At 41.2% G+C, this 15,707-nt stretch carries 17 protein-coding genes; 2 read left to right on the top strand and 15 right to left on the bottom strand.

The window, feature by feature from the left end:
* Nucleotides 1-228: 228 nt before the first annotated feature.
* A complete protein-coding gene (locus NDQ71_RS18050) occupies nt 229-1,620 on the top strand; it encodes a hypothetical protein (protein WP_192542231.1) in 1,392 nt (463 codons plus the stop codon).
* On the opposite strand, the gene NDQ71_RS18045 is transcribed toward NDQ71_RS18050, so the two are convergent.
* Both NDQ71_RS18045 and NDQ71_RS18040 read right to left on the bottom strand, forming a co-directional pair.
* A complete protein-coding gene (locus NDQ71_RS18045) occupies nt 1,611-2,231 on the bottom strand; it encodes a sulfotransferase (RefSeq protein ID WP_301561960.1) in 621 nt (206 codons plus the stop codon). The two genes, NDQ71_RS18050 and NDQ71_RS18045, sit on opposite strands and share 10 nt — an antisense overlap.
* A gap of 98 nt (nt 2,232-2,329) precedes the next feature.
* Nucleotides 2,330-2,803: a nuclear transport factor 2 family protein gene (locus NDQ71_RS18040; protein WP_225736672.1), complete on the bottom strand. Its 474-nt coding sequence runs from the start codon at nt 2,801-2,803 to the stop codon at nt 2,330-2,332.
* Between the two features lie 243 nt (nt 2,804-3,046).
* On the opposite strand from NDQ71_RS18040, the gene cysZ reads away from it, so the two are divergent.
* On the top strand, nt 3,047-3,772 hold the full coding sequence (gene cysZ, locus NDQ71_RS18035) for a sulfate transporter CysZ (protein ID WP_064668059.1): 726 nt from the start codon (nt 3,047-3,049) through the stop codon (nt 3,770-3,772).
* A 60-nt stretch (nt 3,773-3,832) separates the two neighbouring features.
* Here the strand turns inward: cysZ and NDQ71_RS18030 are convergent, their stop codons facing one another.
* From NDQ71_RS18030 to hemA, 13 genes are all read right to left on the bottom strand, one after another.
* Nucleotides 3,833-4,186: a YkgJ family cysteine cluster protein gene (locus NDQ71_RS18030; RefSeq protein ID WP_192542233.1), complete on the bottom strand. Its 354-nt coding sequence runs from the start codon at nt 4,184-4,186 to the stop codon at nt 3,833-3,835.
* Between the two features lie 47 nt (nt 4,187-4,233).
* Entirely contained in the window at nt 4,234-5,319 is a 1,086-nt protein-coding gene (rlmM, locus tag NDQ71_RS18025) for a 23S rRNA (cytidine(2498)-2'-O)-methyltransferase RlmM (RefSeq protein ID WP_064668061.1), read from the bottom strand.
* Nucleotides 5,320-5,357: 38 nt separating this feature from the next.
* Nucleotides 5,358-5,726: a DUF423 domain-containing protein gene (locus tag NDQ71_RS18020; protein ID WP_064668062.1), complete on the bottom strand. Its 369-nt coding sequence runs from the start codon at nt 5,724-5,726 to the stop codon at nt 5,358-5,360.
* 22 nt (nt 5,727-5,748) lie between these two features.
* Nucleotides 5,749-6,381 carry an alpha/beta family hydrolase gene (locus NDQ71_RS18015; RefSeq protein ID WP_064668063.1) on the bottom strand — a complete coding sequence of 211 codons (633 nt, stop codon included), beginning with the start codon at nt 6,379-6,381 and terminating at the stop codon, nt 5,749-5,751.
* Between the two features lies 1 nt (nt 6,382).
* The gene (locus tag NDQ71_RS18010; protein WP_064668064.1) at nt 6,383-7,279 is read right to left on the bottom strand and encodes a transcriptional regulator GcvA; all 897 of its coding nucleotides are present in this window, start codon (nt 7,277-7,279) and stop codon (nt 6,383-6,385) included.
* A gap of 117 nt (nt 7,280-7,396) precedes the next feature.
* Entirely contained in the window at nt 7,397-8,251 is an 855-nt protein-coding gene (gene kdsA, locus NDQ71_RS18005) for a 3-deoxy-8-phosphooctulonate synthase (protein ID WP_064668065.1), read from the bottom strand.
* Nucleotides 8,252-8,261: 10 nt separating this feature from the next.
* The gene (locus NDQ71_RS18000; RefSeq protein WP_064668066.1) at nt 8,262-9,515 is read right to left on the bottom strand and encodes a DUF819 domain-containing protein; all 1,254 of its coding nucleotides are present in this window, start codon (nt 9,513-9,515) and stop codon (nt 8,262-8,264) included.
* A gap of 16 nt (nt 9,516-9,531) precedes the next feature.
* On the bottom strand, nt 9,532-10,359 hold the full coding sequence (locus NDQ71_RS17995; protein WP_064668067.1) for a tetratricopeptide repeat protein: 828 nt from the start codon (nt 10,357-10,359) through the stop codon (nt 9,532-9,534).
* A 123-nt stretch (nt 10,360-10,482) separates the two neighbouring features.
* Nucleotides 10,483-10,857: a SirB2 family protein gene (locus tag NDQ71_RS17990; protein WP_192542234.1), complete on the bottom strand. Its 375-nt coding sequence runs from the start codon at nt 10,855-10,857 to the stop codon at nt 10,483-10,485.
* Nucleotides 10,858-10,905: 48 nt separating this feature from the next.
* On the bottom strand, nt 10,906-12,447 hold the full coding sequence (locus tag NDQ71_RS17985) for a response regulator (RefSeq protein WP_301561959.1): 1,542 nt from the start codon (nt 12,445-12,447) through the stop codon (nt 10,906-10,908).
* Nucleotides 12,448-12,497: 50 nt separating this feature from the next.
* Nucleotides 12,498-13,340 (bottom strand): peptide chain release factor N(5)-glutamine methyltransferase, encoded by an 843-nt coding sequence (gene prmC / locus NDQ71_RS17980; RefSeq protein WP_192542236.1) that lies wholly within the window; start codon nt 13,338-13,340, stop codon nt 12,498-12,500.
* A gap of 2 nt (nt 13,341-13,342) precedes the next feature.
* Complete coding sequence (gene prfA / locus NDQ71_RS17975) at nt 13,343-14,428, bottom strand: peptide chain release factor 1 (protein ID WP_064668071.1); 1,086 nt, start codon at nt 14,426-14,428, stop codon at nt 13,343-13,345.
* 7 nt (nt 14,429-14,435) lie between these two features.
* Entirely contained in the window at nt 14,436-15,692 is a 1,257-nt protein-coding gene (hemA, locus tag NDQ71_RS17970; RefSeq protein ID WP_064668072.1) for a glutamyl-tRNA reductase, read from the bottom strand.
* Between the last annotated feature and the right edge of the window lie 15 nt (nt 15,693-15,707).

The raw sequence follows: 15,707 nt of genomic DNA, 5'->3' as shown, positions 1-15,707 counted from the left end.
TTATAATTTGATAACAAACTATACCGAATTGCAGCGAATGAACAACCCAGAATAATGGATTTATCGTTTATTTATGCATTTATTTGTTACTACTTTTGTCTTGCGTCTGTATTTTAATACTCTGTTAGCTACTGTATTTATTAAAGTTTTATAAAATAACAAGCTATAACATCAAGTTCTATCGTGCAGCGCCGATAAGTTATATAAGGTATCGTTAAAGGAATAACAATGAAACTAACTAATTTTAATCAAATACAGCAGATAGCGTTACAGAAAGTGTCTGCTAATCGGGCCGCTGAATTTAAAACTGCAACGACTCTTATCGAACCACAAGGTAACTTATCAAAGCTGGAAAGCGCAGCAAGTACGCCCTTGCATGACCCCTTTAAAGGCCGTAGGTTTAACTTAGACTATACCCCCTCTTCCTATTTGGGTATGAAACATCACAGTATCGTTTCTAGTAATACCATTAACATGGGAGAACCAATCACACAGCCGAGCTACCGCTATGGTGATTTTACAGATCACGATGACATAAATGCTTTTTTAGATCAGGTGGATCGTCTAGATGGGGAGTTGAAAAACATGTTTCAACATCTCAAGCCAACCGCTGAGTTGCTTGAGCTCGTACAAAAAATGAGTGATGAAGAACTTGCTGCATTCACTCAGTTTGCTGTCAAAACCTCTAGTCACTTATTTGGCATAGAAAACAAGAATATTAGTGAGCAATTAATTTCATCGTTGAGCAAACTCTCTGATGATGCCTTAAGCAGCACAATTGCAACCATGGGTGAGCTATTACAGCAAGGGAATGATTATAAAAAACCAGTGTCGCCAATCGGAGAGAATAAAAATGGTAATGAAACGTTAGAAATGATCAGCATGCCTGAAAACATAAATTGGTTTAAATCAAACTACAGCGCCAACACAGCAAAGTATGAGTTAGCAAATAACTATGCCGATTTATTAATTGAAAAAACCTTTAGCGAAGGCCAGCTTATCCAATTAAATGACCACCTGTCTGAAAGTACACTTGAGCAAAGCAGCGGTATTATCGACATGATGAGTCTATTGAAAACCCATCAAAACGATGATGTATTAGCGATGCTCAATGAAGTTGATAAAGACGGCGAGCCTAACTTGTTTAGCTACCTTTCGCAGCAAACCAATTACCAAGCGAATAAACAGTATTACCAAATGGACAACGGTAAATTTGTTGCACAGCAAGATAATATTAGCTCTGACTCTAATAGACGTGAGCTTTATAACAATATCTTAAACGCCTATAACGACATTGGCATGGGCTGGATAAACGATGCGCTAGAGCAGTTCACCGGCACGCCAGCGCAAATTCAAAACGAATTATGGCAAACACTACTTGATGATAAAGAAAAACTGCCTGAGCAGTTTACCCGCTCAGACTCAGTTGAAGCTTGGGCACTAAAAAATATTTCGCGTATTGAAGGCGCATTTCACGTAGCTCAAATGAATAAAATTTATGACTATAATAGTGAGCGACTAATACCTGATTTAATCGGTGATCTTACCTTTTTCAGCAGTGGCAACGTTCGCAGTTCAGTAGATAGTGAAGCGCCTCAATCAGCTGAAAATCAACCGTAATCAAAGAACTTACGGTGCTCTAGGCCTGCCAAGTTGGCATTCACTTTATTAGGGTGTTTATATTCACGCCAGTTGGCGACATTTCGGCCAACATTTAATTTCGCAAAGTCAGTATCGCCATCTGTCGGCATTCCCAAAAATTGTTTTAGCTTTAGCAGGCTGCCCTGCACGCTTACATCAAGCGATAAAAAATCATCACGATCTTTAAAATACTCTAATACTGCCTGTTGATGTTGTGTATAACAAGCAGCCAACTCGCGCTCATTCAGAGGGTGAATATTAGGAAAAGTTTGTTGAAAGCTGCGTTTTAATACTGGATTAAAATGGCCTGTTTTAAGGCACAAATGCGGCGCCATTTTTTCAAGCAACATAGTGATGGATGGCAACCACGCGCTAAGCTCTCGATTTAAATAAATAAACTTGCTGTGGGGAAATAATAAATCTAATTGCTTGAAATCACTAAAACATGGCGCGTCTGATACAGCGTCAGCTACCTCAAATGCTTTTTTAGTAAAGGCAGTATGCGCAACCAACAAGCCCATGTCTAACAACGCAACACTAATACTAGTAGTGCCCGTTCTTGGTAGGCCGATAATAAAAATCTTAGACATCACAGACGCTCATATAAAAAGGCTGGTTAGTATATACCTAAATGGCAGCATCACCCACAGAGCAACAAAGCTAAGCCGAAGTTTAACCGCAAGCTCCCTTATTTATTATTCATATTGCTACGGTGCCCATAACTCAATACTCGGGTAATTTCTAATTTGTCGCCTAAGTCATGCCAAAGCATCACAAAATCAGCTTTACCGTCACATTTATTGCCGCCATCTTGACAAAATATGTGGGTTCCTTTGGTCATTACACCAAAATCTTTAATGGTAAACACTTCAAACGTGCCGCTGAGCAACTCCCGCGTATAGTTACCACATGCAAAATTCTTGGTATTGGCTATCATGGAATCACGATCCCAAGTCACCCCACCATTATCATGGTAAAACTCGACATCTTTGGCAAAATAACTAGCATGCTTCGCCAATTGCGCTGGATTATCACAATGATTAAAAGCATCAAACAATGCGGCATCTAAACCGCGCATTTTATTTTGTAAAGGATCAGTATTGGCGTAACTTAAAAGTGGAACCAATAACAACGACAAAAAATAGCGTTTACTCATAGTCATTTGGGGCATCCTGACAAGCTGATTGCTGCTCTCGTATCAATTAATCTACAAACCATAGCCCAGCGTTAATATTGATACAATTATTTACTGCACTTTCTATTTGCGCCTCAATGGCAATCCATAATGTATTCAGGCCTCGCTGTTACACGCTGGATTTTAAACACTTTGTTACGCAAAAATACTGTTCAAAAAAGCTGAGCAACTTATACTGTGAGCAATGTTGATATGATCTGAGGTTTTAACGTGCAATTTACGCAGGGTATGGAATATTTTTTTTCGGGCTTTAAATTAATCACCCAGAAAGGTTTAAAGCGCTTTGTGCTTATTCCTTTGTTAATCAATATTGTGCTCTTTGGTAGCTCGTTATTCTTTTTATATGGCTGGCTTACCGATGGGTTTGCTTATTTAAATGATCTATTACCAAGTTGGTTAAGTTGGCTCGAGTGGTTAATGTGGCCGATTGCCGTATTAGTTATTTTATTTAGCTACAGTATGCTGTTTACGGTGATCACTAACTTTATTGCTGCACCCTTTAATGGCTTACTCAGCGAAAAAGTTGAGCTGCACTTAACGGGGCAAAAAATTAATGATGATGGCTTAGCGGAGATTGTTAAAGACGTGCCGCGGATGCTTGGCCGTGAATGGACAAAACTTTGTTACTATTTACCACGCGCCATCGGTTTCTTTATTTTGTTATGGGTATTACCTGTGATTGGCCAAGTGTTGTGGGTAATGTTTACTTGCTGGATGTATGCGGTGCAATATAAAGATTATCCATTTGATAACCATAAAATCAATTTTAACGAGATGAAGCAAGACCTAAAACAAAAGCAAACATTATCTTACGGGTTTGGTATAGCGGTTCTGCTACTTACTGCAATCCCTATCGTAAATTTAATTGTTATGCCCGTTGCAGTGTGCGGTGCAACGCGCTTATGGGTAGACCAATACCGCCCTAATTACCGCTAATAGCAATATTCAAAGGGGACTGCTAGCAAACCGTTAAAGTCCCCAAACTGCCCCCTCTATTTACACTAAAACTTGCCGTGTATTGGCAATAAAATGATGTACTTCGCGCTCTATTTTAGCATCGACAGGCTTTTCAGGCTTGCGATCATTCGAACAAGGCATTCGAGGCGTAGTACCAAACAAGCGGCAAATCAACGGCCGCTCGTCATATACAGTGCAGCCTTTAGGGCCCAGATGTACACAATTAAATTCATTTAGTGCGGCTTCATGCTCGGCATCCGTTTTTACTGGTAATCGAGACATTTCTTCAGATGAAGTTGTTACGGGCCCACAGCAATCATGGCAACCTTCAACACATTCAAACTGTGGTATATTAGCGCGCAAGCGCAAAATAACTTCTTGGTTCTTATACATCAATTTTTACCTTTATTTAGCCGGTATTCATGCCACACTAAAATTAATTAGCTATATAGGCTTTGCGGCACTTTCGTCACGTTCAAATGCACAGTGACTTCTTCCCTATCATGATATAAATGCTTAGCTTGTAGCTCATAGCTTATGCCGTATTTATTAAGCTCTTCTTTGATCATGGTTAAGCATTCATACACACTATCAAAACGCTTTTTCATAGGGAGTTTCAAGTTAAATATGAGCTCTTTGGCGTAGGCATTGACTGCCCAATCAATCATAAGACTGGTTACTTTGGTTGGTTTTTCCACCATGTCGCACACCAACCAAGTAATATTTCTTTTTTCTGGGCGGTATTTAAAGCCATCAACACGAAAATGTTTAACTTGACCTGTTTCCATTAAATCATCGTTCATTGGGCCATTATCAATAGCGCTGACAAACATGCCACGGCGCACTAATTGATATGTCCAGCCACCGGGGCAAGCACCTAAGTCAACACTGCGCATACCGGCTTGTACGCGGCTTTCTTGATCTTTTTCAGGAATAAATACGTTAAACGCTTCATCCAATTTTAATGTCGAGCGACTCGGTGCATCACTTGGCATTCTTAGTCGTAATATGCCCATAAAAAATGGCGAGTTATTATAGCTATATGAATGGCCAACATAGGCGGTGTTGTTGGTTAAAAACATGATGTGCATAACAGGACGATTAGCTTTCGGTTCACGTAGCACAGTGTTTTGTTTCTCTAACGCTTTTTTAAGCGGAGTAGAGATTTTTTTGCAAAACGTTAATAGCTCTTTGCCTTCATTTGTATCAGGCGTTTCTACCCGTAGCTCTGAGCAAAGTGGAAAATCAACTGCTGCTGTTACGATTTCGCCAACTCTATCTTCAACAGGCATATTTTCCAGCAAAGTCCCAGCAAACCATTGACGGGCAAACACCATATTTTTGAAATCGACTTTTTTAATAATTTCGTCACTATGGTGCGCTTCAAAACATTCATAGATCACATAACCGGTATTAGGTTTTGCTTTTACATAGCCTGCAAAGCCCTGCTCTGCTGCATGAAATGTTATTTCTGCAGCGGCATCATTTTCAAACCCACTACGACAGTAAATCACTACACTTGACATAAAAACCCTTTAATTACGCACTCGCGCGATATTCTCTATTAAAATTTGAAGCGCGCCACTTGCACTAATAAAATAACCCAGCCGATTATAAAGCAGACTCCACCAAGTGGCGTAATTGGCCCTAACCACTTATAACCTGTGATTGCTAATAAATATAAACTACCGCTAAACAGCACAATACCAGCAATAATAAACCAACCAGCCCAGCTTAAGTTAATTCCCCATTTAATTAAAATGGCAATCGCAATTAGCGCAAGGCCATGCACCATTTGATATTCTGCTGCGGTTTTAAATACGCCGATTGCGTATTCAGACACTCGGCTTTTTAAGCCATGGGCTGCAAATGCGCCCAACACCACTGACAGCATACAAAATAAACTGCCTGTCATTAAAAATAGTTTAATCATGATTTTTCCTGCGAAATTGCCTTTAAATATGCTGCTTGATAAACCCTACGGCGTGCTCAGCTGCGCTTTGGATATTTTCACTTTCTGTAAAACCACTGCGTTTACGTGGCTTTAATGAATGATCGCCATCAGGTAACCAGACAAAATCAGGGCGCTTATCGAGCTGCATCTGAGTTAATTCATCGCGAGTACCAAACGTGTCGCGCTCCCCTTGAAGCACCATAAACGGGCATGCTATTTTGCCAAAATGATCGATGCGTAATTTGTCAGGCTTACCTGGTGGATGAAATGGGTAGCCAAATGCAACCACCCCTGAAATTTCGGGAGTTGTTGCTCGCGCTTCACTGACAAGCATTGATGCCATGCGCCCGCCCATCGACTTACCACCAATAAATAGTGGAAGCGTAGGTTGTGTAACGGTTAATACCTGTTCAAAATAATCCAGCAGTTTAGGTGCCCGATCGGGTGGCCTGCGCTTATTGGTTTGCTTGGCAGTTTGCATATATTGAAAATCAAACAAACCTACATCAATTTCATGCGCAGCTATTAATTGCGCCATCTGCTGCATAAACTCAGAATCACTACCTGCACCGGCACCATGGGCAAAAATAAACTGAGCTTTAGCAGGCGACTTACTTCTGATCCATTCAATCATATTAATACTCTTGTTCTTGCTCAACGAGGCTGAGCATCCACTGCTTAAACGACACTATTTTACCCAATTCAGATTGCGTTTCACGACTCACTAAATAATAGGCATTTTTACTTTCTAAACTGTGGTTAAAAGGAATAACTAAACGCCCTGCATCGATGTCTGGTTTAGCAAGCACGCTGTTACCAATGGCAACCCCTTGGCCATGCACAGCGGCTTGAAGCACCATGGATGAGTGGCTAAAAATAGGCCCTTGGTTTACTTGTACATTACGTACGCCCGCTGTTTTCATCCAGGTTTTCCAGTTTTTTCGAGTGGTATCGTGCAGTAAAGTATGATTTGCCAAATCACTGGGCTGATTAAGTGGTTTTGGCCCAGTTAATAACATTGGGCTACATAAAGGTACTAAATATTCGGTATGCAGCTTATGGGTTTGCACCCCACTCCAATGACCACGACCGTAATAAATAGCGACATCAACATCATCAGTAAGTGAATTTTCGTCTTGATCTTGGGCTTTTATCCGCACATCAATTTCAGGGTGCAGCTCGTTGAATAAGCTTAAGCGCGGTACTAACCATTGAATAGCAAAGCTTGGCGTTAGGCTTACAGTTAACGAGCCCTTTGCACCACGTGCTAACAGTTTTTCTGTCGCATCAATGAGCTGGGTAAATATTTCTTTAATATCTAAAAAATAACCTTGGCCTTCTTCGGTCAGTAATAATGAACGATTTTTACGTAAGAATAGCTTTAAACCGAGGTGCTCTTCTAAGGTTTTAATTTGATGGCTCACCGCTGCCTGCGTGACATACAATTCTTCCGCCGCTTTGGTAAAGCTCAAATGGCGAGCAGCAGCTTCAAATGCTTTTAAGGCGTTTAAGGGAGGAACACGTCGAGACATAGCAACCAAACTTAGAATTAGTTTTTCTTATGGATGGATTATATACGCCAACTAGCTAGGTGTATATTCAAGACATAAAAAAAGCGACCTTAGTCGCTTTTTAGGTATTATTTAAAATTATAAATCGCTGGCGCTGGTATCCAGTGGGCTAAAACTCTTGATCAAATCATCCACGGCTTTCATTTGGCTTAAATAGCCTTCTAGCTTACTCAGTGCCAGTGCACATGGACCATCACATTTAGCTTCATTAGGGTTTGGATGTGCTTCAATAAATAAACCTGCAATACCTAATGCCATGCCGCTACGAGCAAGCTCAGCGGCCTGTGCACGACGGCCATCGGCAGAATCAGCACGACCACCTGGGCGTTGCAATGCATGGGTTGCATCGAATATAACCGGCGCCATTGGTTTCATGTCATCCATGCCAAGCATATCAACCACTAAGTTGTTATAACCAAAGCTTGAGCCGCGCTCACACAGGATAATATTGTCATTTCCTGCTTCATTAAATTTAGTAATGATGTGACGCATTTCGTGCGGCGCTAAAAACTGTGGTTTTTTAACATTTATAATTGCGCCCGTTTTCGCCATCGCAACAACTAGGTCAGTTTGACGCGCTAAAAAAGCGGGTAATTGAATTACATCAACAACTTCAGCAACAGGTGCGGCTTGGTGTGGTTCATGAACATCGGTGATCAAAGGCACATTGAAGGTTTTTTTAATTTCTTCAAAAATTCTTAATCCTTCTTCCATACCCGGTCCACGGTATGAGTTGATTGATGAGCGGTTTGCTTTATCAAACGAGGCTTTAAATACATAAGGAATATTAAGCTTAGTGGTCACTTCAACATAATGCTCAGCAATACGCATTGCTAAATCGCGCGATTCTAAAACATTCATGCCACCGAACAATACAAACGGTTTTTCGTTTGCTAATTCAATGTCATTAATCTTAATCAGTTGGTTATTCATTTTTCATTCCTTAAGGTGCAACTGCTTGCATCATTAATCCACAAATATAGGCCATGTAAGTGCCCACGCCATAACCGAGTACGGCTAGTAACACGCCAACCGGTGCAAGCGACGGGTGAAATGCTGACGCCACCACAGGTGCCGATGCAGCGCCGCCGACATTCGCTTGCGAACCGACAGCCATATAAAATAACGGCGCTTTAATAATTTTAGCAACAATCAGCATTAAGCTGGCATGGGTTAGCATCCAAATTAAGCCGATAACAAAATACATTGGCGATTCGACTATCGCAGTGATATTCATATGCAGACCAATTGAGGCTACCAAAATATATAAAAAGCAAGAAGCGACTTTTGATGCACCAAATGCTTCAATATGGCGAACTTTAGTAAACGATAATGCAATACCAATCGTCGTCGAGATAACGATCAGCCAAAAGAATTTACTGTTTAAGCTGTATTCTTGTGCCCATGGGAAATTAGCCCCAAAATAAGGCCCTAAGAAATCAGCACAAAAGTGTGCAAGCCCGGTAATACCAAATGCAATAGCAATGATCATAATATAATCATTCATTGTAGGCATGCGTGCATGCTCGGCCTGATACTTCTCAACACGGTTTTTCAGCTCTTCAATCGCGCTGGTATCAGCGCCGGTTTTTGCATCAATAGCTTTATGGTTGGCAGCCATTAATAACAATACCGCCATCCATAAATTCGCGACGATCACATCTACCGTCACCATCGCTGAGAATATATCGCCACCCACTTCAAACATTTCTTTCATCGACGCTTGGTTTGCACCACCGCCAATCCAACTACCTGCGATGGTTGTCATACCACGCCATACTGCATCTGGACCATGACCGCCAACAGCTTCAGGATACACTGCACTCATGATCAAAATAGCCAATGGGCCACCAATAACAATACCCACAGTACCAGTTAGAAACATAATAAGGGCTTTGGGGCCAAGATTAATAATAGCTTTTAAATCAATACTAATGGTCAGTAAGATTAAACATGCTGGAAGCAAATACCGTGATGCAACAAAATACACATTGGATGAGTGACCATCAACAATGCCAAAGGTGTTCAGTAGTGAAGGTAAAAAATAGCACAGTAATAATGCTGGGACATATTTGTAAAACTTTTTCAGCGCACTATTTTGGCTGCTCGATGTTTTAAAAATAAAGCCTAATATTACTGCTAATAAACCAAAGACAACTGCGTCATTGGTGATCAGAGCCGTATGGGCGTCAGCCATGTATATTCCTTAAAAGTTAATGGTGAGTTTTATGATTATCTTCGAGTTCTTCAAGTTGATGCTGGATAATTTCAATCGCAGGATCATCTGGGCACTCATCGATAAAAAATTGTAAATCATCACGAGCCATTTTCGGACAATCTAGTTGGTTAAGTAAATAGCCTCTGTCGCGTCTTTCGTACGGGTCATCGCCTATTAACTCCATCAACATCTCAACACAGCTTAAAGCATGACCAAACTTGTTGCTGGTAATGAACGCCCACTTTTGTTGCGCTAAGTAAAGCTTATACACTTCCTCGTCAAAAATAAGCTCTAGTGGCTCTTGTTCATCGCCATTTTCTTCACTGGCGTTTTCAGGAATGATATACCAACTTTGCTGACCAGAACTTGGCTCAAGCAAATAGCCCTCTTCATCGCTGATGGCAACATGAACATTTATTTCGCCATTATTAATCGTCACATTGGCGTCAAAGTCAGCGTGGTTAAGTAAGTGGCAGAGTAAAATAGCCAGCGTGGTTTCTGAACCGCTGCGCATGCTTAACATATAGCTAAAGCTGTTGAGGGTATATTCGGGTACTTTCAGGCTAGATACGCTAAATAGCCACTGCGTAAAGAACATATCAACTAACGCATCAAAGCGCTCATGAATATCTTCGTGTTGTTGACACAGTGCGGTGACTTGCGTTTCAAAGTCGTTTAAGGTGGCAAAGCTATCACTTAAATCGGCGTGTGGATCCCACTTCGCTTCTGCGCTGATACAACGATACAACGCTTGGGGAACGAATGTGTCAAAAGCCTCATCTTGATAGGGTTCATTTTGATCTTCAAACCAAGGGGTGGTCATTTATACGGCAACATCTTAAATAGAAAATGAACGACTAGTTTACCTAGTTTTTAGAGCAGATACCAACGCCGTAGCTAAGTTTACTGTGCAAAGGTAAAAATTCCCCCTTGCACAGTCACTACTTTAAAGAAATAAAGCAGTTTTAGTGACAGCCAATTTACCAATTAGCGCTATGACCGCGGTTGTAACAACTAAAAACAGCACTTTAATACTGGTTTTTTGTTGTTTACTGGCAATAATACCCAATGCAATATAAGCCACCACGAGAATAATTTTTTCAAGTAACCACATTTGCTCTAGTGGATTGATCTTTGCAATCGCCATTAGCACTATGGCTGAAATAAGTAACAAGGTATCGGTTGCATGGCTACCAATAAAAACGACTTTATTTTTTGCGATAGTGCCACTGCCTAAACGTGAAAATGAACGAACATAAAATAAAACAATGCTTAAAACTGCAATTGCCATGTGTGTGTGTTTTACTGCTAAATAATCCATATGCCCCTAACTACTCTTTAATGTTAATTTTAAATCCGGTGTTAATTTTTAATCTGGATAACGCGCCAGTATTTGTTCAAGCTCTTCAAGATTATCATTAAATATATCAACGAGCTTAGGCTCAAAGTGCATACCTTTTTGCTGGTTTATTTCATTAACAACGTCATCAATTGTCCACGCTTCTTTATAACAACGTTTATGGCGTAGCGCATCATAAACATCCGCAAGCGCAACGATACGACCAAACACATGAATATCCAGCCCTTGAAGCCCTTGAGGATAACCCGTGCCATCCCACTTTTCATGATGGTCACGTGCAATCTCAGCACCCGCATTAACAATTTCTCGCCGAGAGCCTTTTAATATCATAAAACCTTTTTGGGTGTGGGTTTTCATTACTTCCCATTCTTCGGCGTTCAATTTTGCTGGTTTATTCAAAATAGCGTCTGGAATACCTACCTTACCCACATCATGCAATGATGATGCTAACCGTACGAGCTCGGCTTCACGCTTTGATAAACCATATGCCAGCGCTAAAGTATGGCATATATGCGACACCCGTTTCACATGATTCCCGGTTTCAGTTGAACGCTGCTCCAGTGCTTCACTTAAACGAAACACAAGCTCTTGTTGAGTTGCTTCAATTTCCGATTGTAATTGCACATTTTCATACGCTAGTTGTACATTTTGCGAAAATATCTCAATTAAATGGCGCTGCGTGTCAGTTAAATACTTTGGAATGCCAGAAATAAACAGCATTGAATTATGATTATGCTCACTGCAACAGTATGCAAACAGGTAATTATCTTTATAGACTATGGTTTTATCTTGGAGTGCTTGTTGACACGCTAATAGCTGCTCGGTATTCAGTACTTCTTCAATTGCTTTGCCTTCACTGCGTTCAAAATCGCCTCGCCCAGAAAATACCACCAATTTATGCTGATTATCTTGTGGATTTCCCGCCACTAAACTCGTTGCATACATAGCTTGATCAACCGTGCCCAACAACGAAGTCAATTGCTGCATTACCCCTTCAATAAAATGATCGAGGGAGTGAGCTGAGAAAATATCACGCGAGGCTTTAATTATTTTCTCAAGGCCTTGGCGAGACTGTTCAATTGATAAAATATCACGATAAGAGCGCAGGCTCGACATCACCACGGTAAATAGTTTTTGCGCGGTCAGCTCTGTTTTAGATTTATAGTCATTAATATCGTAATTAACGATAACTTGACGCTCTGGAGCTTGGCCTGGTTGGCCTGTACGAAGGATAATACGAATATGATTATTTTTAGCAACTTCACGAATATACTGCGCGACTTTTAAACCTGCATCGTCAGTTTCCATCACCACATCGAGCAATACAATGGCAGCATCCGGATTTTTATCTATTTGCTCTTTTGCCTCAGCACCTGAGTATGCGCTAATAAATTCTAAGCGTTTATCTTGAAATTCAAAATCACTTAATGCAAGTTTAGTAACAGCATGGACTTCTGGCTCATCATCAACAATAATAACTTTCCACGTGCCCTTTATTACTTCACAAATCTCTTCTTGCGGTTCGTCCGAAAACAAAAAATCATCCATCATACTAAGTCCTCAAAGGCGGTTATGCTGCTCTCGCACTGTCATTGTTATGGTTATCCAGGCCACTGTGCGAGCGTTACACGATCATTATTCGCTAAATCTTTAACTGTAAGTATATTTGTATACGCCATTTCTGCAAAAAAACTATGCACTTTAATACTTTGTTGAAAACCATGCTCAATTAAAAGCGTGCCATTTGGGGTTAAAAAGTCGCGCGCTTGGCTAATAATATACTTTATATCTGCCATACCGTCATCATCGGCCACTAATGCCGATAGCGGTTCAAAACGGACGTCACCTTGGCTTAAATGAATATCATCGTGTTCAATATACGGAGGATTACTAACAATTAGATCAAACTGTTGTGCTGTAACTTGGCTAAACCAATCACTTTGTACAAAGTTCACATTGGTAAAACCTAATCGCCGCTTATTTGTATTCGCTAAAGAAACGGCCTCTGTCACTGTGTCAACACCAGTTATTTGCCAATCAGGCATTTCACTAGCAAGGGCCAGTGCTATCGCGCCTGTACCAGTGCCTAAATCAAGTACTTTAGCATTTGCAGGTAACGCAAGTGTCAGGGCATGCTCTACCAGTGTTTCAGTATCAGGACGCGGTATTAAAGTGCTTGAGTTGACTTGTAAAGGTAAGCTCCAAAACTCTCTTAAACCCGTAATATGAGCAACTGGCTCACCATTGAAACGGCGCTGACAATGTTGATCAAATTGCTGCTGCTGTGCTGCACTAAGCAGTTTTTCAGGCCAACTGAATAAATAGCTACGTGGTTTTTGTAAGACATCAAGTAATAAAACTTGCGCGTCCAATTTGGCACTGTCGGTGCTACTTTGCAATAGCAAAGTAGCCCGTTTTATTGCTGATTCAACCGTGTCTGTCACGCTTATTCATCGCCCATCGCAGCTAACAAGTCAGCTTGATGTTCTTGCATTAGTGGTTCAATTACACAGCCTAAATCACCCGCAACCACTTCGTTTAAACGATAAAGTGTTAGGTTAATACGGTGATCGGTAATACGCCCTTGCGGGTAGTTATAAGTACGAATACGCTCAGAACGGTCACCACTGCCCACTAGATTTCGACGCTCCGAAGCTTCGGCTGCATGGCGTTTTTCATCTTCAGCTTGTTGTAGGCGGGCGGCAAGAACTGACATCGCTTTAGCGCGGTTTTTATGTTGTGAACGCTCATCTTGACACTCAACAACCACACCGGTTGGTAAGTGAGTAATACGAATTGCTGAATCGGTTTTATTAACGTGCTGACCACCGGCGCCTGATGCACGAAAAGTGTCAACCTTAATGTCTGCAGTATTAATTTGAATAGCTTCCGCCTCAGGGACTTCTGCCATTACCGCCACAGTACAGGCTGATGTATGAACACGCCCTTGTGATTCAGTTTCTGGTACGCGCTGAACGCGGTGAGCGCCTGATTCAAATTTTAACTGTCCGTAAACACCTTCACCACTAATGTTAGCAATCACTTCTTTGTAACCGCCGTGCTCACCTTCATTAGTACTAACTACTTCAACTTTCCACTTCTTAGTTTCTGCGTAACGGCTATACATACGGAACAAGTCACCAGCAAAAATGGCCGCTTCATCGCCACCTGTACCAGCACGTACTTCTAAAAATACATTGTTATTATCACGTGGATCTTTAGGGAGCATTAAAACTTGAATTTGCTCTTCAATTACCTGAATTTGCGCTTTTGCTTCTTTGTATTCTTCTTGCGCCATTTCACGCATGTCTGGGTCTGAATCCTTGAGCATTTCCTCAGCGGTTGCAACATCATCTTGTGTTTGCTGATACGCTAAAAACGCTTTAACGATCTCTTCCAGCTCTGAGTACTCTTTTGAAAGCGTACGAAAGCGATTCTGGTCACTGATAACTGACGGATCACTTAGCAGCGCTTGCACTTCTTCGTAGCGCTCTACTAAAGTTTCTAACTTACGATATACAGACTCTTTCATGTAACTGCTATTCCTGATCAATACCTAACATTTTCTTTAATTGGCTTAACTGGGCAACTTCACCTTTTTTTGCCGCGTCTTGAATTGCACGGGTAGGTGCGTGCATCAGGCGGTTGGTTAATTTGTTGGCCAGCTCTAAAATAATTTGTTCTGCATCTTTACCGGTATTTAATTGGCTTATAGCCTTATCAACCAGTTCTGATTTTATATCATGTACATCTTGGCGGTAACTGCGAATTAAATCGACAGAGTCGAGTGAACGCATCCACATAGCAAATTCCGCACAGCGCTGAGTAATGATCACTTGCGCTTCATCGGCTGCTTGCTCCCTTGAGGCGATATTTTCGCTTACTATTGCCTGTAAGTCATCTACCGAATACAAATAGGCAGCATCTAATTCACCCACTTGGCTTTCGATGTCACGTGGTACAGCAATATCAATAAATAACATTGGCTTATTTCGGCGCTGTTTTAACGCTTGCTCAACCACCCCTTTACCAATAATCGGCAAGGTGCTGGCAGTTGAACTAATCACTATATCTGCTTGATGTAACCGCTCTGGTAATTGTGCCAAGGCAATAACATCAGCATTAACATCTTCCGCTAATAAGCGCGCCCGCTCGATGGTGCGATTCGCCACGGTAATTTGCTGAGGATCATTTTGATATAAATGTTTAGCTACCAGTTCAATGGTTTCACCAGCACCGATTAAAAGCACTTTGGTTTTATCTAGCTTGCCATAGATATGCTTGGCTAAATTAACCGCAGCATAGGCAACAGACACGGCACTGGCACCGATATCTGTTTCAGTGCGAACTTGTTTGGCGACCGAAAAGGTTTTTTGAAATAAGCGGTCAAACACCACACTGACTGAGTTGTGATTTTTAGCACTATTGTATGCCTGCTTAATTTGACCCAGTATTTGCGGCTCACCGAGCACTAATGAGTCGAGTCCACAAGAAACGCGCATTAAATGATTTATCGCGTCGTTATCTTGGTGGCAATAAACATTACTGCTCAGTTCATATTCATCCAAACCATGGAAACTAGCTAACCATTGCAACAGTATTTGGGAATTTTGCTGGGCAAGGCTACAATAGATTTCTGTACGGTTACAGGTTGACACAATAACCGCTTCATTAAACTGATCATGATCACTCAGTTGCTGTAATGCTTCTGATAATTGCTCAGGCGAAAAGGCAACCTTTTCGCGTAATTCTACAGATGCGGTTTTATGATTAATACCAAGTGCTACTATGGTCATATGTGCCAAATATTG

This window comes from Pseudoalteromonas sp. KG3 (assembly GCF_030436385.1).
GTDB lineage: Bacteria > Pseudomonadota > Gammaproteobacteria > Enterobacterales > Alteromonadaceae > Pseudoalteromonas > Pseudoalteromonas prydzensis.
This window is presented reverse-complemented; position numbering and strand designations above follow the sequence as displayed.